Raw genomic sequence first — 19,627 nt, forward strand, 5'->3', positions numbered from 1 at the left:
GAGCCCTCTAGGCCCCGAACCGCAACCCGCTGGAGTCTCCATGCCGCCCATTTCCGACCGAACCCGGCTGATCGCCAGCGCCACACGGCGCGGTCAAGGCCGCCGCCCGGTCAATCCTCCGGTGGAACGCGCCTCGACCATGCTCAGCGACGACCCGGCCCGGATGCAGGACGGCGCGGACGGTCCCGTCTACGGTCTCGACGGCACGAGCGCCGCACGCGAGCTGCGCGCCCTGCTGGCCCAGATGGAGGGCGGTGCCGACGCCTTCCTGGTTCCCTCCGGCCTGGCGGCCGTGACCGTCCCCCTGATCGCCCTGCTGCGTCCCGGCGACGAGGTGCTGACCACCGACGCCGTCTATGGCCCCACGCGCCGCTTCCTGACGCGCCACCTCGCTGCGCGCGGGATCACCGCCCGCTTCCACCCCGCCGACGCCTCGACCGAGACCATTCTGGCGGCCCTCAACCCACGCACCCGGCTTCTGCTGATCGAAGCGCCCGCTTCCCTAACCTTCGACATGGCGGACGCCCCTGCCCTAGCCGCCGCCTGCCGCGAGCGCGGCGTCCTGACCGTCATGGACAACACCTGGGCGGCGGGGCTGGCCTTCCGTCCGCTGGCGCACGGCGTCGATATCAGCGTCCAGGCCCTGACCAAATATGTCGGCGGCCATTCCGACCTGCTGATGGGCGGGATCGCCGCCGGCGCGCCGCACATCCTCCGCGCCATCGCAGACGCCATCGAAGATATGGGCTGGCACGTCTCGCCCGACGACGCCTGGCTGGCGCTGCGCGGCATCCGGACCCTGCCCCTGCGCTATGAGGCCCAGGCCCGTTCAGCCCTGGCGATCGCCCAATGGCTGAAAGCCCAGCCAGAGGTCGCCGACGTCCTCTATCCGCCCCTGTCCGGCTCGGTCGGTCATGAGCTGTGGCGACGCGACTTCGGCGGCGCGGCCTCTCTGATGGGCGTGGTCATGAAGGGCGGCGACACAGCGGCGGCCCACGCCTTCATGCGCGCGCTCAGCCTGTTCGGCATGGGCTATTCCTGGGGCGGCTTCGAGAGCCTGATCACCCACGAAACACCGCAACTGGCCTATCGTCAGCATACGCCCGGCCTGCCCGGCCAACTGCTGCGCCTGCATATCGGGCTCGAAGATCCCGCCGACCTTACGGCTGATCTGGAAAAGGGATTGGAGGCATGGCGCGCCCAGCAGGACTCGAACCTGCAACCGTCCGCTTAGAAGGCGGGTGCTCTATCCGGTTGAGCTATGGGCGCCTTGGGGTGCAGCCGTCCGACCTTAGTGGGTCCAGGACTGCTTGCGGTTGGTGGCGAAGTTGTCGGCGTAGGCCTTGATGATGACCGGCGCCTCGTTCGGCTCATGCAGGCGGAAGGCGATGCCGTGGCGTTCGGCGTAATCGACCGCCTCTTCCTTGGTGTCGAAGGACAGGCGGACCTGACCGTTCATGTCGGTCGAGCTGGTCCAGCCCATCAGCGGGTCGATGGTGCGGGCCGAAGCCGGCTCGAACTCCAGGCGCCAGTCGCGCGCCTTGGCCTTGCCGGACTGCATCGCGGTCTTGGCCGGGCGATAGATGCGAGCGAGCATGGACGGAATCCTTCGGACGGGGAACTCGCGGGGTGCATACCCCGCCGCCGCCGCCCGGTCCAGACGCCGCAAGCTGCATCAGGCCGCCAAAGGTTAGGCGGCGAGCGTAGAAGAACCGGCGTCGATCCAGCGGCGCGCAGCACGCTGGGCCTCGGCGATCTCGTCGTGCTCCATCTCCTGGCTGATGTCGCGGCGGTATTCCCGCGCCTCGATCGAGCCCTTCATGGAGGCCAGGTTGAAGATCATATGGGCCGACACCCGATCGATGGGACACCCGTCCAATCCCGCCGAATAGGCCAGGCCCAGACGGAACAGGGCGTCGCCGTCCATGTCGGGCGTCGGCAACGGCAGGGTCTCGTGCGCCAGGGGCGCTTGGTTCAGCGGATTCATCAGCAATCCTCCCTCGCGGCGTCGTTCTGACCCCGCTATCGGACATCCATTCAAATATCGTCGGTTTAAAATTAGCGTTAACGCGCTCAGCCCCCCTGCGACACGGCCCTTGCCCGCATACGAGCGCAAGCTGAAAGGCTGGTTCAGCGGCGGTTCATTCGGCCGGCCTGAATGTCGACGCCAGACAGGGATTTCGCTTCTTGAATGGAGTTGCCAAATGAACCGCCTGACCAAGGCCGCCGTCGTCGCCCTCGCCCTGGCGACCACGGCCGCCCCCATGATGGCCCAGGCGCAGGATCACCGCGGAGACCGCCGCGAGTGGCGCCAGGACCGTCGAAACGACCACCGTGAGTGGCGTCAAGATCGACGCGACGACCGTCGTGAATGGCGCCAGGATCGACGCGATGACCGCCGTGACTGGCGTCAAGACCGCCATGATGATCGCCGCGAATGGCGACAGGACCATCGCCGATACGATCGCTGGAGCCGCAACGACCACAACTGGTGGCGCGGCCGGTCCGAGTTCCGCGACTATCGCGGCGCCCGCAACGGCTACTGGTACGCGCCGGGTCATGGCTATTATCGGGTCGAGCCGCGCTACTACGGCTATCGCTGGCGCACGGGCGCTTATCTGCCGCCTGCCTATCGCTCCTATTACGTCAACGACCCCTACTTTTATAATCTGAGGCCGGCGCCGCGCGGCTACCGTTACGTCCACGCCGGCAACGACATCCTGCTGATCGCCGTCGCCACGGGCCTGATCGCCAGTGTGTTGAGCGACGTCTATTAAGAGACGCTGGACCAAGGTTTCGCTTCGCCCCGCAAGGCTCTGTCTTGCGGGGCTTTTTTCATGACAATGCTCTGCGATCGACGTTCAGCAGCAGTTCATGGCCCAGCGTCCATTCTGTCCGCAAGCCGTCCAAGTTCGGACGTGCGAGGACTTCGACCATGAAACGTTCTCTTCTCATGTTCGCGGCGGCCGCCACCTTCCTCGTGCCCGCCGCGGCCCCCATGACCGTTCTGGCCCAGGATCGGCCGCAGATGCGCGAGGACGGTCCTCGCCGGTCCGAACGTGGCCAACCGCAACGCCAGCATCGCGACGCCGACCGCCCGCGCCAGGAAGGCACGCGCCCGGAACGCCGGCCCGATGGGCAGCGCCCTCAGCGACCGGAGCGCAGGCCAGAACAACGGCCAGAGCAGAGGCCAGAGCAGAGACCGGACTGGAACCGCCCCGATCGTCCCAACCGACCGGACCGGCCACAGCGCCCGGATCGGCCGGACCGGCCTCAGAGACCCGATCAATCGCGGCCTGACAGGCCCAATCGCCCTGATCGGCCCGACGGGCATCGTCCCGACCGCCCCGACTGGAATCGACCGGACAATCATCGTCCAGATCGCCCTCAACGCCCGGATCGACCCGACTGGAACCGGCCGAACCGACCGGATTCACATCGCCCGGACCGTCCCGATCGCCCTGACTGGAACAGGCCCGGCCGCCCGGACGCCCACCGTCCGAACCGACCGGATCGTCCAGGCCAGTGGAACCGGGATCGCGACTATCGCGAGTTTCACAACCGCTGGAACCGCGACCAGTGGCGACGCGACTGGGATCGACGCCACCGCAGCGACTGGTGGCGCTATGACACGCGCTTCCGCAGTTGGAGCGGGACGCGGATCGGTTTCTATTTCGCGCCAGGCTACGGCTACTACAGCGTGCCGCGCACCTATTGGAACCGGCAGTACTCTGTCGGCCAATATCTGCCGGACGTCTTCTGGCGCTATCAGGTGAACGACTGGCGCACCTACGGCCTGGGCTATCCGCCTCCAGGCACGCGATGGGTCTACGTCGACAATGCGATCTATCTGATCGACGACTACGACGGCTACATCATCGAAATGGTCCGCGACGCCTGGCGCTGGTGACACAACAAGAAAGCCCCGGAGATCGCTCTCCGGGGCTTTTTAGTGGGCTGCGGTCAGAAGGCTCTGCCTTGGCTGCTTCGCGCCGCCCTTTGGGTCTCGACCCGACGCAACCCCGCCATTCACGCGCATCCTGTCGCTCAAGCAGCGAGCGACCGCGTCGCGAGCGTTAGCGACCAGCCGGGGGTTTGGGGGCCGCAGCCCCCAAGCATCAAAGCCCCAGCTTGGCCTTCAAGATATCATTGACCGCGGCCGGGTTGGCCTTGCCGCCAGTCGCCTTCATGACCTGACCGACGAACCAGCCGATGGCCTGGGGCTTCTCGGCGACGGCGGCGGCCTTGTCGGGGTTGGCGGCGATGATCTCGTCCACCGCCTTCTCGATGGCGCCGGTGTCCGTGACCTGCTTCAGGCCGTGCTTCTCGACCACTTCGGCAGGCGAGCCTTCGCCGTTCCAGACGTAGTCGAAGACTTCCTTGGCGATCTTGGACGAGATGACGTTCGTCTCGATCAGCTCGACCAGTTGGGCCACATGGGCGGCGGGCAGCGGGTTGTCGCTGAAGTCCTTGCCGTCGGCGGCCAGACGGGCCGAGACCTCGTTCGTCACCCAGTTGGACACCAGCTTGGCGTCGCGGCCTTTCGCGGCGACCTCGAAATACAGAGCCTTGGCCTGTTCCGAGATCAGCACGCCCGCGTCGTATTGCGACAGGCCGTATTCGCTCATGAAACGGCGGCGCTTGTCGTCAGGCAGTTCCGGCAGCTCGGCCTTGATGGCGTCGATCCAGGCCTGTTCCAGCTCCAGCGGCAGCAGGTCGGGATCGGGGAAGTAGCGATAGTCCTGCGCCTCTTCCTTGGAGCGCATGGAGCGCGTCTCGCCCGCCGTCGGGTCGTACAGGCGCGTCTCCTGCGTGATCGAACCGCCGTCTTCGAGGATCTCGATCTGGCGGCGCGCCTCATACTGGATCGCTTGAGAAATGAAGCGGAAGCTGTTGACGTTCTTGATCTCGCAGCGCGTCCCCAGGAAGTTGAAGTCGCCCGTTTCCTTGAACTTGTCGTAGTTCCCGGCGCGGCAGACCGACACGTTCACGTCGGCGCGCAGGTTGCCCTTCTCCATGTCGCCGTCGCAGGTGCCGAGGTAGATCAGGATGGTCCGGATCTTCTTGACGTAGGCGACCGCCTCTTCCGGCGTGCGGATGTCGGGGCGCGAGACGATCTCCATCAGCGCCGTGCCCGCGCGGTTCAGGTCGACGTAGGATTCGGTCGGCGACAGGTCGTGGATCAGCTTGCCCGCGTCCTGCTCCAGGTGCAGGCGCTCGATGCCGACGTTGAAGAAGCTGCCGTCCTCGGCCTCCACCTCGACCACGCCCTCGCCCACGATGGGGTGATACAGCTGGCTGATCTGATAGCCGGTCGGCAGGTCGGGATAGAAGTAGTTCTTGCGGTCGAACTGGCTATTCAGATTGATCTGGGCGTTGAGGCCCAGACCCGACTTCACCGCCTGCTCGACGCAGTATTTGTTCAGGGTCGGCAACATGCCGGGGAAGCCCGCGTCGATTAGCGACACCTGCTCGTTCGGCCCCGCGCCGAAGCCGACCGCCGCGCCCGAGAACAGCTTGGCCTTCGAGGCGACCTGGGCGTGGATCTCCAGACCCATGACGATTTCCCAAGCGCCGGTGCGGCCTTGGATCAGTTTGGAGTTTTCAGTCATGCTCACCACCAACGGTCCGGCTTGGCGACGAAGCCCGCCGCGTCTTCGAGGGCGCCCGCGACCTGGAAGACGGTCGCTTCGTCCAGGGCCTTGCCGATGACCTGAAGGCCCAGCGGCAGTCCGTCGGCGCTGAGGCCGGCGGGGACCGAGATGCCCGGCAGGCCGGCCAGGTTGGTCGTCACCGTGAAGACGTCGTTCAGATACATGGTCAGGGGGTCGATCTGCTTGTCGCCGATGGCGAAGGCGGCCGACGGGGTGGACGGCGTCAGGATGGCGTCCACCTGGCCCCAGACATTGTCGAAGTCCTGAGCGATGCGGCGACGCACCTTCAGCGCCTTGACGTAGTAGGCGTCATAGAAGCCCGCCGACAGCACATAGGCGCCGATGGTCAGGCGGCGCTGGACCTCCTTGCCGAAGCCCTCGGCGCGCGAGGTCGCATAGAGGTCGTCCAGCGACGTGAACTCTTCAGCGCGGTGGCCGAAGCGCATCCCGTCATAGCGCGCCAGGTTCGACGACGCCTCGGCCGGGGCCACGATGTAGTAGGTCGGCAGGGCGTATTTGGTGTGCGGCAGGCTGATCTCGACGATCTCGCAGCCGGCGGCCTTCAGCCACTCGACGCCCTGCTCCCACAGTTGCTGGATCTCGGCGGGCATGCCGTCGAGGACGTATTCCTTGGGCACGCCGATGCGCAGGCCCTTGACCGACTGGCCGACGGACTGGGTCCAGTCCGGGGTCGGGACGTCCAGGCTGGTCGAGTCCTTGGCGTCGAACGAGCACATGGAGTTCAGCAGCAGGGCCGAATCCTTGACCGTCTTGGCGATCGGCCCGGCCTGATCCAGGGAGCTGGCGAAGGCCACCATGCCGTAGCGGCTGGCGCGGCCGTAGGTCGGCTTGATGCCCACGGTGCCGGTGAAGGCGGCGGGCTGGCGGATCGAGCCGCCGGTGTCGGACGCCGTTGCGGCCAGGCACAGGTCCGCCGCCACGGCCGAGGCCGAACCGCCGGAAGAGCCGCCCGGCGTCAGGTCGGCGTTCGAGCCCTTGGACTTCCACGGGTTCTTCACCGGACCGAAGGCCGAGGTCTCGTTGGACGAGCCCATGGCGAACTCGTCCATGTTCAGCTTGCCCAGCATCACCGCCCCGTCGCGCCACAGATTGGCGGTGACGGTCGATTCATACGGCGGAACAAAGCCGCGCAGCATGTTGGAGCCGGCGGTCGTCTGCACGCCCTGGGTGCAGAACAGATCCTTGATGCCCAGCGGCGCGCCTTCCAGCGCCCCGCCCTCGCCCTTGGCCAGACGGGCGTCGGAGGCGCGCGCCTGTTCCAGCGCCTTGTCCGCCGTCACCTCGACATAGGCGTTCAGCGTCGGGTTCGAGGCCTCGATGTTCGACAGGAAGGCCTTGGTCAGCTCTTCGGACGAGAAGGTCTTGGCCTTCAGGCCGTCGACGGCGTCGGCCAGCGTCAGCTTGGTCAGATCGGTCATGACTTACTCCACGACCTTGGGCACGACGAAGAAGCCGTCGGCGGACTTGGGCGCGTTGGACAGGACGTCGGCGACCTTGTCGCCGTCCGTGACCACGTCGTCGCGCAGGCGCAGCGGTTGGGACACGTTGGAGGTCATCGGCTCGACGCCCTGCACGTCCACCTCGTCCAGCTGTTCGATCCACTTCAGGATGCCGTTCAGCTCCTGGGCCAGCGGCTCCAGGCGGTCCTCGGGGGTCTTGATGCGGGCGAGATGCGCAACCTTGCGCACCGTCGCGGCGTCGATGGCCATGCGGCCCTCCAAAGCATGAGAGTCTAAGGGGTCGGGATTAGCGTTTCGCCGCCGCTTCGACAAGGATTTGGGTGCAGGCGCGAAGACAGCTTGACCGTTGCGGCCAAACGCCCCCTATCGAAGGCCGTGGCGACGCCTAAGTATGAAGCGCAGATCACAGGAGATGCGACCATGAAGATCACCGGCCCCCAAGTCCGCGCCGCCCGCGCCCTGGTGCAATGGCCGCGCGACCATGTGGCCCGTCTGTCCGGCCTGACGGTGGACGCCCTGGCCGACTTCGAGCGCGAGAACGTCGATCCCGGCGACGAGGCCCGCAGCCGCCTTCAGGCCGCGCTGGAGGAAGGCGGCGCCGTCTTCCTGCACGAAGAAGACGGCGGCCTGGGCGTGCGGCTGAAGTTCACCCGCAAGGAAGTGCGCTCGATCCGCAACCTGGAGAACGAAGGCGGGCCGGTCGGGGACGACGACGTGTGAGTCACTCCCCCTCACCCCTCATCCCGGCGGAGGGAAAGGGCCCCACGCTTTGACACGCGCCCCATCTGGGCCTAACGCGCCCTCGTGCCTGTCTTTGACCTTTCCGAACTGCCCGCCGCCTGTCCGCCCAACACCCCGTGGCTGGGTCTGGATCTGGGCGAGAACACCATCGGCGTCAGCGTGTCTGACACCGGGCGCATCATCGCCAGCCCGCTGGAGCTGATCCGCAAGACCAAGTTCAGCCAGGACGCCGAACAACTGTTCAGGATCATGGACGGCCGCAAGGTCTCGGCGCTGGTTATCGGCCTACCGCTGAACATGGACGGGACCGAGGGGCCGCGCGCCCAGTCGTGCCGCGCCTTCGCCCGTAATCTGGAGCGGTTCCGGCCCGTCAACGTCGCTTTTCAGGACGAGCGCCTGTCGACCACCGCCGTCGAGCGGTTCCTGATCGACGAGTTGGACTTGACCCGCAAGCGCCGCGCCGACGTGGTGGACCGCACCGCCGCCGCCTGGATCCTGCAAGGCGCGCTGGACCGGCTGCGCGGCTGAGATGGCCGCCATCATTGCAGGCGTCCTGCCGGTCTTCCTGCTGCTGGCGCTCGGCTATGGGCTGAAGAAGTCGGACTATCTGCCCGACGCCGCCTGGCGGCCGATCGAGAAGCTGGCCATCAATGTCCTTTATCCCGGCTTCCTGATCCCGGCGATCTGGAACGCGGACCTGTCAGGATCGGCCGCGGGCGCGGCGGGCGCCGCCGCCGTCACGGTGTCCATCATCATCTCGGCCCTGACCCTGCTTTCAAAGCCTCTGCTGCCCCTCAGCGGCCCGGCCTATACCAGCGTCTTTCAGGGCATGATCCGCTGGAACAGCTTCGTCTTCCTGCCCGTCGTGCAGGCGACGTTCGGCCCCGCAGGCGTCGGCCTGGCCGCCGTGGTCATCGCCGCCATGATCCCGGTCAGCAACATCCTGAGCGTCGTCGTCCTGGCCAAATGGGGCGCGGGCCAGCACGGCGCCTCGCCCAAGGCCCTGTTCCGGGCGATGATGTCCAACCCCATCCTGCTGGCCTGTCTGCTGGGACTGGCGCTGAACTTCTCGGGCGCGCCGCAGCCGCCCGGCGTGGCCGAGACGCTGCAACTGCTGGGATCGGCCGCCCTGCCTCTGGGCCTGATCGTGGCGGGCGCGGGCCTCAGCTTCCGTGAACTGGCTCGCACGCGGGTGACGGTGGGCGCCGTGGTCGTGGTCAAGATGATCGTGACGCCGCTGGCCATGTGGCAACTGGCGCGCCTGTATGGCGGCGATGAGATGGCGCAGGGAATCGCCCTGTTGTGCGGCGCCGCGCCCGGCGCCGCCTCGGCCTATGTGCTGGCGCGCCAGATGGGCGGAGACGCCCCGCTGATGGCCGGGATCATCGCGGCGACGACGGTATTCTCGGTCATCGGCATCCCTGCGGCCCTGCTGCTATTCCATCTGGCCTGAGTCCCGCCTATAGCCACGTCTCAATGACCCATGCAGCGCCCGTCTCCGACCTCATCAAGGAACGGCTGACGCCGTTCCCCCGCGACCACTTCCTCGCCGCCGGAGACCTCCATCCGCCGGCCGCCTTGGCCTTGCTGGACCTGGCTGACGCCTTCGTCGACTTCAACCGGCAATCGGCCAAGGGCGTGGACCTGATGCGCGGCCAGACGGTCGTGAACCTGTTCTTCGAGAACTCGACGCGAACCAGTTCCTCCTTCGAGATTGCGGCCAAGCGTCTGGGCGCCGACGTCGTGACCATGCCGGTCGCCTCTTCCTCGGTGAAGAAGGGCGAGACGCTGATCGACACCGCCGTGACGCTGAACGCCATGAAGCCGGAGATTCTGGTGGTGCGCCATGCATCTTCGGGCGCGGTGGACCTGCTGTCGCAGAAGGTCGGCTGCGCCGTCGTCAACGCGGGCGACGGACGCCATGAACACCCGACGCAAGCCCTGCTGGACCTGCTGTCCATTCGCCGCGCCTTCGGCGACGTCGGCGGGCTGAGCATCGCTATCTGCGGCGACATCGCTCACAGCCGCGTGGCGCGCTCGAACGTCGCCCTGCTGCAGATGATGGGCGCGCGGGTTCGGTTGATCGGGCCGCCGACGCTGGTGCCGGGCGACGCCGACCGCTGGGGCTGTGAGGTCTTCCACGACATGAAGGACGGCCTGAAGGACGTTGACGTCGTGATGATGCTGCGCCTTCAGCTGGAGCGGATGGCGGGCGCCCTGATCCCCTCGACGCGCGAGTATTTCCGCTTCTGGGGCCTGGACCGCGAAAAGCTGGCCTGGGCCGCGCCGAACGCCAAGGTCATGCACCCCGGCCCGATGAACCGCGGCGTCGAGATCGATTCCGACGTGGCCGACGATCTGAGCGTCTCCCTGATCCAGGATCAGGTCGAGATGGGCGTCGCCGCCCGCATGGCCGTTCTGGCCGCCCTCGCCCACCGCCGCGCGGGAGGCGCCGCATGACCGCCGCTCAACAGCCCATCGCCATCATAAACGCCCGGCTGCTGGACCCGGCCAGCGACTATGACGGCCCCGGCGCGGTCCTGATCGAGAACGGCCGCATCGTCGAGGTTATCCACGGACAGGCGACGCAACGCCCCGAGGGCGTGCAGATCATCGACGCCGAGGGCCGCTGCCTGGCGCCCGGCCTGATCGACATTCGGGTCAAGACCGGCGAGCCCGGCAATGAACCCAAAGAGACGCTGAAGTCGGCCAGCCTGTCGGCGGCGGCGGGCGGCGTCACCACAATCGTCGTCCAGCCGGACACCGACCCAGCCATCGACGACCCCGCCCTGATCGACCACATCCAGCGACGCGGCGCGGCGCTCGATCTGGTCCACGTCCGCGCGGCGGGCGCGGCGACGCAAGGCCGCGACGGCGAGCGCATGGCCGAGATCGGCCTGATGCACGAGGCAGGCGCCCTCTATTTCACCGACGGCGACCGAGTGATCCGCAACACCCGCACCCTGCAACGGGTGATGTCTTACGCCGCCTCGTTCAACGCCCTGATCGCCTGCCGCCCGACCGAGCCGTGGCTGTCGGAGGGCGCCGTCGCGACCTCAGGCGAACTGGCGACGCGACTGGGCCTGTCGGGCGCGCCCGCCATCGCCGAGCGCATCCAGCTGGAGCGCGACCTGGCCCTGGTCGAGCAGACCGGCGCACGCTTCCTGATCGACCAGATCTCGACCGAGGGCGCGCTGGAGACGCTGGCGCGCGCCCGTGCGCGGGGGCTGGAGGTCGCGGCTTCGGCCTCGATCAACCACCTGTGCTTCAACGAGATCGACATCGGCGACTACCGGACCTTCTATCGGCTAGACCCGCCGCTGCGCGCCGAAAGCGACCGGCAGGCCCTGGTCGAGGCGGTGCGCGACGGCCTGATCGACGTCATCACCTCGGCCCACTGTCCCGAACCGGCCGAGAACAAGCGTCGCCCGTTCGCAGAGGCCGAGCCGGGCGCCGTGGGTCTGGAGACCCTGCTGCCCGCCGTCCTGACGCTGCACCACGAATACGGCGTCGACCTGCTGGACGTGCTGCGGCCGCTGACTCAAGGCCCGGCGGCCCTGCTGGGGCTGGAGGCCGGAGAGCTGTCGCAAGGGTCGCCCGCCGATCTGGTGCTGTTCGACGCCGGGGCGCCGGTGGTGATCGACGCCTCGACCTTGCGCTCCAAGTCGAAGAATTCGCCCTTTGACGGGCGCCGACTGCAAGGGAAGGTCTTGCTCACCGTCGTCTCGGGCCGCATCGTCCACGACGCACGTTAAGGGGAGCGAATCATTTGCAGGATCTAGCGGGGCCGGCGCTCCTTACGCTCGGGCTTGTGGCTGTCGGCGGATACCTGCTGGGCTCCATTCCGTTCGGCGTGGTGCTGACCCGCGCGGCGGGCGCGGGCGACGTGCGCAACATCGGCTCGGGCAATATCGGCGCGACCAACGTCCTGCGCACCGGGCGCAAGGATCTGGCCATCGCCACCCTGATCCTGGATGCAGGCAAGGGCGCGGTCGCCCTGCTGATCGCGCGGCATCTGCTGGGGACCGATGTCGCGGGCGCCATCGCCGGCGGCGCAGCCTTCCTGGGCCATCTGTTCCCCGTCTGGCTGGGCTTCAAGGGCGGCAAGGGGGTGGCGACCTTCTTCGGCCTGATCCTGGCCGCGTGCTGGCCGCTAGGTCTGCTGGCGGCGGCGACCTGGCTGATCATGGCCTTCGCCCTGCGCTATTCCTCGCTGTCCGCCCTGGTGGCGGCGGCGCTGACGCCTCTCTACGCCCTGCTGCCCCTGCCCGCGCTGGGCCTGCCGGCGCCGCAGCCCATCTTCATCATGGCGGTCTTCACCGCCGTGCTGATCTTCATCCGGCACCATGAGAACATCGGCCGCCTGCTGAAGGGCGCCGAGCCCAAGATCGGGGCGAAGAAGGCGTGACGCCGCTGTCGGAGGCCGAGCGTTTCGCCCGCCTCCGGCTCGCCCGGACCGATCGCGTCGGCCCTGTGGCCTTTTCCCAGCTGTTGCAGCGGTTCGGTTCGGCCGAACGCGCTCTGGACGCCCTGCCCGACCTGATCCGCAGTCGAGGACGCAGCGGTTATTCCATTCCCGCGTCTGAGACCGTCGAGGCCGAATTGGAAGCGGGCTCCCGCATCGGCGCGCGGCTGGTCCTGTGGGGCGAGGCCGCCTATCCCGAAGCCTTGGCCGCCGTCGATCCGCCCCCGCCCCTGCTGTGGACCCTGGGCGATCCGGCGCTGATGCAGCAGCCCTGCATGGCCATCGTCGGCGCCCGCATCGCCTCGGCCGGCGGTCAGCGGATCGCGCGCGGTCTGGCGCAACAGTTGGGCGAAAGCGGCCACGTCGTCGTCTCGGGCCTGGCGCGCGGCGTCGATGCGGCGGCGCACCTGGGCGCGCTGGAGACCGGCACCGTCGCGGTTCTGGGCGGCGGCGTGGATGACGTCTATCCGTCCGACAACGCCGACCTGTACCGCCAGATCGTCGAGCGCGGCTGCATCGTCTCGGAAAGCCCCGTCGGGGCACGGGCTCAGGCGCGCGACTTCCCGCGCCGCAATCGCATCATCTCAGGCCTGTCGCGCGGCGTGGTGGTGGTCGAGGCTGAGATTCGCTCCGGCTCCCTGATCACCGCTCGGCTGGCGGGCGAACAGGGCCGAGACGTCTTCGCCGTACCGGGCTCGCCGCTGGACCCGCGCTCCAAGGGGCCGAACGAGCTGCTGCGTCAGGGCGCCATCCTGTGCGAAGGCGTCGAGGACATCGAGCGGGCCTTCGCTTCCTTGAGGACGCTGCGCGAACCGCCCGCTGATTCGCCGTTCGATGCGGGATCGCAGGATCAGATCGACAATGAGGTGCTGGACCGCGTCGAGGCCCTGCTGTCGCCGACGCCCATCGCCCGCGACGAACTGGCGCGCGCGGCCAGATTGTCAATTGCGGAAACAGCCGCCGCCCTGCTGGAGCTGCACTTGGCAGGGCGGGCGACCTTGCTGCCCGGCGGCCTGGCCTCGACCTAGGCCGGCGCGGCGCGGCGCGCCATGTCCGCCGCGCTTTCCAGAAGTCCGGCCAACCGCTCATCCCCGTCCCAGCGGGCCATTCCGGCCAGTTCCGTGGCCATGGCGGCCACATACTCCCGAACCGGATAGTCCGTCAGATCAGGGCTCGCCGCCTTGCGGCGCCGCTGCGCTGTCTTGTTCATCGTCAACCCTCCCGAGAACGCCTGAGAGGAACACAACTTAAGGAGGTTTGTAAACTCACGTTACCCGGAAAGGTTGCTGTTATAAAATGCGCCGATTGACTTCCGCTCTCGCCGCAACCACGTTCGCGCCCCGTTTTCCCCGATAGAGCGCCATGAATCTCGTTATCGTCGAGAGCCCCGCCAAGGCCAAGACCATCAATAAATACCTGGGCTCGGACTATAAGGTTCTGGCTTCCTACGGCCACGTCCGCGACCTGCCGTCCAAGGACGGCTCGGTGCTGCCCGACGATGACTTCGCCATGCACTGGGAGGTCGACGCCAAGGCCTCCAAGCGCCTGTCCGAGATCGCCGAGGCCGCCAAGGCCGCCGACCGCGTCATCCTGGCGACCGACCCCGACCGCGAGGGTGAGGCGATCAGCTGGCACGTTCTGGAGATCCTGAACAAGAAGAAGGCGCTGAAGGACACGGACGTCCAGCGCGTCACCTTCAACGCCATCACCAAGTCCGCCGTGCTGGAGGCCATGGCCAACCCGCGCCAGTTGGATATGGAGTTGGTGGACGCCTATCTGGCGCGCCGGGCGCTGGACTATCTGGTGGGCTTCAACCTGTCGCCGGTGCTGTGGCGCAAGCTGCCGGGCGCCCGCTCGGCGGGTCGCGTCCAGTCGGTCGCCCTGCGCATCGTCGTTGACCGCGAGATGGAGATCGAGCGGTTCAAGGCTCAGGAATACTGGTCGATCGAGGCCGACCTGATCGCCGACAGCCCGCCCTTCACCGCCCGTCTGGTCAAGCACGAAGGCAAGCGCGTCCAACGCCTGGACATCGTGTCCGAAGCGATGGCGACGGCCGCGCGCGAGGCCGTCAGCAGCGGCGACTTCACCATCAAGTCGGTCGAGAAGAAGCCGACCAAGCGCTCCCCCGCCCCGCCCTTCACCACCTCGACCTTGCAGCAGGAAGCCGCGCGCAAGCTGGGCTTCACCGCCCAGCGCACCATGCAGGCGGCGCAGAAGCTGTATGAAGGCGTCGACGACACCGGCGGCCTGATCACCTACATGCGTACCGACGGCGTCTTCGTGACGCCCGAGGGCATCGCCCAGGCGCGCGAGGCCATCGGCCAGCGTTTCGGCCCGGCCTATGTCCCGGCCGAGCCGCGCTATTACAAGACCAAGGCCAAGAACGCCCAGGAAGCGCACGAAGCCATCCGTCCGACCAACATCCTGCGCAGCCCCGACACCCTGCGGCTCGATAGCGATCTGCAGCGTCTGTACGAACTGATCTGGAAGCGGATGATCGCCTCGCAGATGGAATCGGCGCGTCTGGACCGCACCACGGTCGAGATCGAGACGCCCGACGGCCAGACCGGCCTGCGCGCCACGGGTCAGGTCGTCGCCTTCGACGGCTTCATCGCCGCCTATGAAGAAGGCCGCGACGAAAAGCAGAAAGGCGCCGAAGACGACGAGGACGAAGGCGGCCGCCTGCCTGCGCTGAAGGAAGGCGCCAAGGCCAAGGTCGAGGCGATCCGCACTGATCAGCACTTCACCGAGCCGCCGCCGCGCTTCTCGGAAGCCACCCTGGTCAAGAAGCTGGAAGAGCTGGGCATCGGCCGTCCGTCGACCTACGCCTCCATCCTGACCACCCTGCGCGACCGCGAATACGTCCGCATGGACAAGAACCGCTTCTATCCCGAGGACAAGGGACGGCTGGTCACGGCCTTCCTGGAGCAGTTCTTCGCCAAATGGGTCGAGTACGACTTCACCGCCGCGCTGGAGACCCAGCTGGACGAAGTGTCGGCGGGCGATCTGGACTGGAAGACCCTGCTGCGCCGCTTCTGGCAGGACTTCCACGCTGCGACCCAAGCCGCAGGCGAACTGCGCACCACGGCCATTCTGGACCACCTGAACGAGGCGCTGGGCCCGCACATCTTCCCCGACAAGGGCGACGGTTCGGACCCGCGCGAATGCCCCCTGTGCCATCAGGGGCAACTGAGCCTGAAGACCAGCCGCTTCGGCGCCTTCATCGGCTGCTCGCGCTATCCGGAGTGCAAATACACCCGTCCGGTGGCCTCGCCTGACGCGGCCGACGGCGGCGCGGAGAGCGGCGACCGCGAACTGGGCGTCGATCCGGCGACCGGCCAGCCCGTGCACCTGAAGATCGGCCGTTTCGGCCCCTATGTCGAAACCACGCCGCCGGATGCGGACAAGCCCAAGCGCTCGTCCCTGCCCAAGGGCTGGTCCCCGGCCTCGATCGACCTGGAGAAGGCGCTGCGCCTGCTCAGCCTGCCGCGCGACGTGGGTCCGCACCCCGAAGACGGCAAGATGATCACCGCCAGCCTGGGCCGCTATGGCCCGTTCGTGGCGCACGCGGGCACCTACGCCAACGTCGCGGACATCGAGGAAGTGTTCGACGTCGGCCTGAACCGCGCCGTGGCCCTGCTTGCTGAAAAGCGTGCAGGTCGTGCGGGTCGCGCCTCGGCCGCCGCACCGCTGAAGGAACTGGGCGCCCACCCGGAAACGGGCGAGGCCGTTCAGGTCATGGCCGGTCGTTACGGCCCCTACGTCAAATCGGGCAAGATCAACGCCACCCTGCCCAAGGGCACGGCGCCCGAGGACATGACGATGGAGGCCGCCCTGCCTCTGCTGGCCGCCAAGGCCGGCGCCGCGCCGAAGAAGAAGGCCCCCGCCAAGAAAGCCCCGGCGAAAAAACCTGCGGCGAAGAAGGAGCCTGCGGCCAAGAAACCGGCCGCAAAGAAGGCCCCCGCCAAGAAGGCTGCCAAGGCTGCGGACGCTGAATAAGACAAAGCGCCCTCGTTCTCACGAACGAGGGCGTTTTTCCTACCGCCCCGCGACCAACTCATTGCGGACGCGGCGGCCCAAGGGATCGCGGCCCGGCCAGCTCTCCCCCACGGAAGCCTCGACATAGGGCGTGCAGAAGCGCGAGATGATCATGCGCGGGCGGATTTCGTTCAGACAGACGCGATCCCCCTCACGCGCCCAGCGCGCCGTCAGGCGGCGGCCATCCGAAAACAAGGCGCGATAACCACCGTCGCGGTCGAACCAGTGCTTGACCCAATCACCGTCAGGATAGTGGGAAACGACCGTATTGCCGAAGGCCGCCTGCATGGCGTTGGCGTTTCCGCCGCCGCCCGATGCTGAAGCGCTCACAGGCGCGGCCAACATCAGCGTGATCAACACGGCTGCGCGCATTCGGCGTCCCTCTCCCAGTCGAATTCCCAGTCCCGAGGCGGACCATACAGGCCGAAACGCCGTTGCCAAGCAGCCCGTTCCGAACGGAAATACTTGACTGAGGCGTAGGGCCTTCTTTATACGGCCGCAGGCTCGGAACAGGACTGGCGATGCGCGCCGCCCGCTCGCCCAAGAGGGGCGGTTCCGTCAGCTGAAGGCGTTTGCGAACGCTATCCTCCGTCCCTTCAGGACTGCATGACTGAATTTTCCAAGCTGGGCCTTTCGCCCACGACCCTGCAAGCGGTCGCCGATACCGGCTACACGACCGCCACGCCGATCCAGGAACAGGCCATTCCCGTGGCCCTCGCCGGACGCGACGTCCTCGGCATCGCCCAGACCGGCACCGGCAAGACAGCCGCCTTCACCCTGCCCATGGTCGACCGCCTGGCCTCGGGCCGCGCCCGCGCCCGGATGCCGCGCGCCCTGGTGCTGGCCCCGACCCGCGAACTGGCCGACCAGGTCGCCGAAAGCTTCGCCAAATACGCCAAGGGCACCAAGCTGAACTGGGTGCTGCTGATCGGCGGCGTCTCCATGGGCGACCAGGTCGCCGCCCTGAACAAGGGCGTGGACGTGCTGATCGCCACGCCGGGCCGCCTGCTGGACCTGTTTGATCGCGGCAAGATGCTGCTGACTGGCGTCGAGCTGATGGTGGTCGACGAAGCCGACCGCATGCTGGACATGGGCTTCATCCCGGACATCGAGCGCATCTTCAAGCTGACGCCGCCGCGCCGCCAGACCCTGTTCTTCTCGGCCACCATGCCGCCGGAGATCACCCGCCTGACGCAGCAATTCCTCAAGGATCCGACCCGGATCGAGGTCTCGCGCCCGGCCACGACCGCCGACACCATCACCCAACACATCACCCGCCTGCCGACCTCGGACCCCAAGGCCAAGCGCACCGCCCTGCGCGCCCTGGTCGAGCGCGGCGAGGTCCAGAACGGCATCGTCTTCTGCAACCGCAAGTCGGAAGTCGACATCGTCGCCAAGTCGCTGCAGGTCCACGGTTTCGACGCCGCGCCGATCCACGGCGATCTGGACCAGTCCCTGCGGATGAAGACACTGTCCGATTTCCGCAGCGGCGCGCTGAAGCTGCTGGTCGCCTCGGACGTCGCCGCGCGCGGCCTGGACATCCCGGCCGTCAGCCACGTCTTCAACTATGACGTCCCGCACCACGCCGACGACTACGTCCACCGCATCGGCCGCACCGGCCGCGCCGGCCGTCTGGGCGAGGCCTTCATGATCGTGACGCCATCCGACGACAAGTCGTTGGACAAGGTGCTGAAGCTGATCAAGAAGGAACCGGTCGAACTGCCGCTGGACGGCATCGACTTCGCCTCCATCCAGGACCGCCCGCGCGACGACAGCCGCTCGGGCCGTGGCCGCGGCCGCAGCGACCGCCCCGAACGCGGCGAGCGTAGCCGTTCGCGCAAGACGGTCGACGCCGCCCCGGCTGAAGTCGCCGAAGCCGTCGCCCCCGTCACGGCTGAGGTCGTCACGCCCAAGACGGAAGACGCTCCGCGCCGTTCGCGCGGCCGCAAGAAATCCGACGAGCGCGACCCTGCGGCGGCCTCCGCCGTCGCCTCCGCACCCAAGCCAGCTGCGTCCAAGTCCGCCGGCGAAATCCGCGGCAGCGCTTTCGGTGATGATGTGCCGGCGTTTCTGCGGCGACCGGTGATTTTTGCTGATTAGCGCCACGATTCTTGATTTAACTCTGCGTTACGGAAGGCCGGGCTAACCTCCTGGCCTGAACTTTCCAGGGGCGCTTCAAGGCATGACCACCCAGGTCGAAACCACGGTCCGCAGTCCAGAAGCCTATGCTCTGGCGCACCGTGCTGTGGACGCTATGCAAGAGGCTGGCGTCTGGCCGACCCCGCTGAACTTCGAGCTCTGGCTGCATTATCTCAGTGCGCCCGACAGCCCGCTAAGCCAGGAGATGGCGCGCCTGCTGGCCAGCGGCGCGCCCTTCTCCGACACCACAGCCGAGATGCTGGCCGCCGAGTTCCTGCCCCGCAGCCGTCTCTCCGAAGAGATTCGCGACGCAGGCGCCGTGCTGAACCGCGAACTGGCGGCGGTGGCGGCGGCCATCGACAAGGCGCGCGAGAGCCAGGCCGATTACGGCGACACCCTGGCCCAGGCGGCTGACCGCATGGCTTCGGCGCCCGACACCGATAGCCTGGGCGTCATCGTCTCCTCGCTCAGCGACGCCACGCGGCGGATTCGGCGCCATACCTCTGCGTTGGAGCGTCGTCTGGAATCCTCCAACCGCGAGGTCGTCAAGCTGCGCGACCATCTGGAGCAGGTTCGTCGCGACGCCATGACCGACGCCCTGACCAACCTGGCCAACCGCAAGGCGTTTGACGAACAACTTCAGCGCATGTGCGACGAAGCCGAGGCCGATGGAACGCCCATCGGACTGGCGCTGATCGATATCGACCACTTCAAACGCTTCAACGACACCTGGGGCCATCAGACGGGCGACCAGGTGCTGCGCTATGTCGCCAGCGTCCTGGCCCGCATCGCGCGCGCGCCGCGTATCGCCGCCCGCTATGGCGGTGAAGAGTTCGCCGTCATCTTCCCGCGTGAGACGGCAGGCGCCGTCGAGGCCGCCCTGAACGCCGCTCGCGAAGAGATCGCCTCGCGCAGCCTGCGTCGTCGTTCGACCAATGACGACCTGGGCGCCGTGACCATTTCCGTCGGCTTCGCCCTGCGCCACTCTGGCGAAGCGGCGTCACAGTTCCTGGGGCGCGCCGACGAAGCGCTCTACGCCTCCAAGCGCACGGGCCGCAACCGTGTCACCAACGCTGAATTAACAGCCTCCGCGGCCGCTTGAGCCTCGC

The 19,627-nt window shown here is 67.5% G+C and carries 20 protein-coding genes and 1 tRNA gene; 13 read left to right on the forward strand and 8 right to left on the reverse strand.

Going from position 1 to position 19,627, the window contains the following annotated elements:
- The first annotated feature begins 40 nt into the window (after nt 1-40).
- Nucleotides 41-1,234 (forward strand): cystathionine beta-lyase, encoded by a 1,194-nt coding sequence (metC, locus tag AC3IPP_RS09240; RefSeq protein WP_489151054.1) that lies wholly within the window; start codon nt 41-43, stop codon nt 1,232-1,234.
- On the opposite strand, the gene AC3IPP_RS09245 is transcribed toward metC, so the two are convergent.
- From AC3IPP_RS09245 to AC3IPP_RS09255, 3 genes are all read right to left on the reverse strand, one after another.
- Nucleotides 1,193-1,269, reverse strand: a tRNA-Arg gene (locus AC3IPP_RS09245). The genes metC and AC3IPP_RS09245 overlap by 42 nt on opposite strands.
- Before the next feature lie 22 nt (nt 1,270-1,291).
- Entirely contained in the window at nt 1,292-1,597 is a 306-nt protein-coding gene (locus tag AC3IPP_RS09250) for an ETC complex I subunit (protein WP_087141176.1), read from the reverse strand.
- A 93-nt stretch (nt 1,598-1,690) separates the two neighbouring features.
- The gene (locus tag AC3IPP_RS09255; RefSeq protein WP_087141175.1) at nt 1,691-1,987 is read right to left on the reverse strand and encodes a hypothetical protein; all 297 of its coding nucleotides are present in this window, start codon (nt 1,985-1,987) and stop codon (nt 1,691-1,693) included.
- Nucleotides 1,988-2,204: 217 nt separating this feature from the next.
- Here AC3IPP_RS09255 and AC3IPP_RS09260 point away from each other — a divergent pair, with 217 nt between their 5' ends.
- Nucleotides 2,205-2,777: an RcnB family protein gene (locus AC3IPP_RS09260; RefSeq protein WP_489148766.1), complete on the forward strand. Its 573-nt coding sequence runs from the start codon at nt 2,205-2,207 to the stop codon at nt 2,775-2,777.
- A gap of 158 nt (nt 2,778-2,935) precedes the next feature.
- Entirely contained in the window at nt 2,936-3,910 is a 975-nt protein-coding gene (locus tag AC3IPP_RS09265; RefSeq protein WP_489148767.1) for an RcnB family protein, read from the forward strand.
- Between the two features lie 208 nt (nt 3,911-4,118).
- Here AC3IPP_RS09265 and gatB read toward each other — a convergent pair whose 3' ends face one another.
- Genes gatB through gatC form a run of 3 tightly spaced genes read right to left on the reverse strand, consistent with a single transcriptional unit; the run spans nt 4,119 to nt 7,384 of the window.
- On the reverse strand, nt 4,119-5,612 hold the full coding sequence (gene gatB, locus AC3IPP_RS09270) for an Asp-tRNA(Asn)/Glu-tRNA(Gln) amidotransferase subunit GatB (RefSeq protein ID WP_489148768.1): 1,494 nt from the start codon (nt 5,610-5,612) through the stop codon (nt 4,119-4,121).
- 2 nt (nt 5,613-5,614) lie between these two features.
- Nucleotides 5,615-7,093 (reverse strand): Asp-tRNA(Asn)/Glu-tRNA(Gln) amidotransferase subunit GatA, encoded by a 1,479-nt coding sequence (gene gatA, locus AC3IPP_RS09275; RefSeq protein ID WP_489148769.1) that lies wholly within the window; start codon nt 7,091-7,093, stop codon nt 5,615-5,617.
- 3 nt (nt 7,094-7,096) lie between these two features.
- The gene (gatC, locus tag AC3IPP_RS09280; protein ID WP_046653549.1) at nt 7,097-7,384 is read right to left on the reverse strand and encodes an Asp-tRNA(Asn)/Glu-tRNA(Gln) amidotransferase subunit GatC; all 288 of its coding nucleotides are present in this window, start codon (nt 7,382-7,384) and stop codon (nt 7,097-7,099) included.
- A 171-nt stretch (nt 7,385-7,555) separates the two neighbouring features.
- Between gatC and AC3IPP_RS09285 the strand changes: the two genes are divergently transcribed.
- The 7 genes from AC3IPP_RS09285 (at nt 7,556) to dprA (ending at nt 13,369) form a co-directional block, all read left to right on the forward strand.
- Nucleotides 7,556-7,855, forward strand: a complete 300-nt coding sequence (locus AC3IPP_RS09285) for a DNA-binding protein (protein WP_087141170.1) — start codon at nt 7,556-7,558, stop codon at nt 7,853-7,855.
- Nucleotides 7,856-7,939: 84 nt separating this feature from the next.
- Complete coding sequence (gene ruvX / locus AC3IPP_RS09290) at nt 7,940-8,404, forward strand: Holliday junction resolvase RuvX (protein WP_286949350.1); 465 nt, start codon at nt 7,940-7,942, stop codon at nt 8,402-8,404.
- Nucleotide 8,405: 1 nt separating this feature from the next.
- The gene (locus AC3IPP_RS09295; RefSeq protein WP_087141168.1) at nt 8,406-9,329 is read left to right on the forward strand and encodes an AEC family transporter; all 924 of its coding nucleotides are present in this window, start codon (nt 8,406-8,408) and stop codon (nt 9,327-9,329) included.
- Between the two features lie 23 nt (nt 9,330-9,352).
- Nucleotides 9,353-10,336 (forward strand): aspartate carbamoyltransferase catalytic subunit, encoded by a 984-nt coding sequence (locus AC3IPP_RS09300; protein WP_489148770.1) that lies wholly within the window; start codon nt 9,353-9,355, stop codon nt 10,334-10,336.
- On the forward strand, nt 10,333-11,631 hold the full coding sequence (gene pyrC / locus AC3IPP_RS09305; protein WP_489148771.1) for a dihydroorotase: 1,299 nt from the start codon (nt 10,333-10,335) through the stop codon (nt 11,629-11,631). Before AC3IPP_RS09300 ends, pyrC begins: the two co-directional genes overlap by 4 nt.
- Nucleotides 11,632-11,645: 14 nt before the next feature.
- Complete coding sequence (gene plsY, locus AC3IPP_RS09310) at nt 11,646-12,284, forward strand: glycerol-3-phosphate 1-O-acyltransferase PlsY (RefSeq protein WP_489148772.1); 639 nt, start codon at nt 11,646-11,648, stop codon at nt 12,282-12,284.
- Complete coding sequence (dprA, locus tag AC3IPP_RS09315) at nt 12,281-13,369, forward strand: DNA-processing protein DprA (RefSeq protein WP_489148773.1); 1,089 nt, start codon at nt 12,281-12,283, stop codon at nt 13,367-13,369. Before plsY ends, dprA begins: the two co-directional genes overlap by 4 nt.
- Here dprA and AC3IPP_RS09320 read toward each other — a convergent pair.
- On the reverse strand, nt 13,366-13,551 hold the full coding sequence (locus tag AC3IPP_RS09320; RefSeq protein WP_087141163.1) for a hypothetical protein: 186 nt from the start codon (nt 13,549-13,551) through the stop codon (nt 13,366-13,368). The two genes, dprA and AC3IPP_RS09320, sit on opposite strands and share 4 nt — an antisense overlap.
- A gap of 152 nt (nt 13,552-13,703) precedes the next feature.
- On the opposite strand from AC3IPP_RS09320, the gene topA reads away from it, so the two are divergent.
- Nucleotides 13,704-16,340, forward strand: coding sequence for a type I DNA topoisomerase (gene topA / locus AC3IPP_RS09325; RefSeq protein WP_489148774.1), 2,637 nt, complete (start codon nt 13,704-13,706; stop codon nt 16,338-16,340).
- Between the two features lie 39 nt (nt 16,341-16,379).
- Here the strand turns inward: topA and AC3IPP_RS09330 are convergent, their stop codons facing one another.
- Nucleotides 16,380-16,751, reverse strand: a complete 372-nt coding sequence (locus AC3IPP_RS09330; RefSeq protein WP_489148775.1) for a hypothetical protein — start codon at nt 16,749-16,751, stop codon at nt 16,380-16,382.
- Between the two features lie 234 nt (nt 16,752-16,985).
- On the opposite strand from AC3IPP_RS09330, the gene AC3IPP_RS09335 reads away from it, so the two are divergent.
- Together AC3IPP_RS09335 and AC3IPP_RS09340 are read left to right on the forward strand one after the other, a co-directional pair.
- The gene (locus AC3IPP_RS09335; protein WP_489148776.1) at nt 16,986-18,479 is read left to right on the forward strand and encodes a DEAD/DEAH box helicase; all 1,494 of its coding nucleotides are present in this window, start codon (nt 16,986-16,988) and stop codon (nt 18,477-18,479) included.
- Nucleotides 18,480-18,561: 82 nt separating this feature from the next.
- On the forward strand, nt 18,562-19,620 hold the full coding sequence (locus tag AC3IPP_RS09340; protein WP_489148777.1) for a GGDEF domain-containing protein: 1,059 nt from the start codon (nt 18,562-18,564) through the stop codon (nt 19,618-19,620).
- Nucleotides 19,621-19,627: the final 7 nt, after the last annotated feature.

This window comes from Brevundimonas sp. KH_060 (assembly GCF_057838275.1).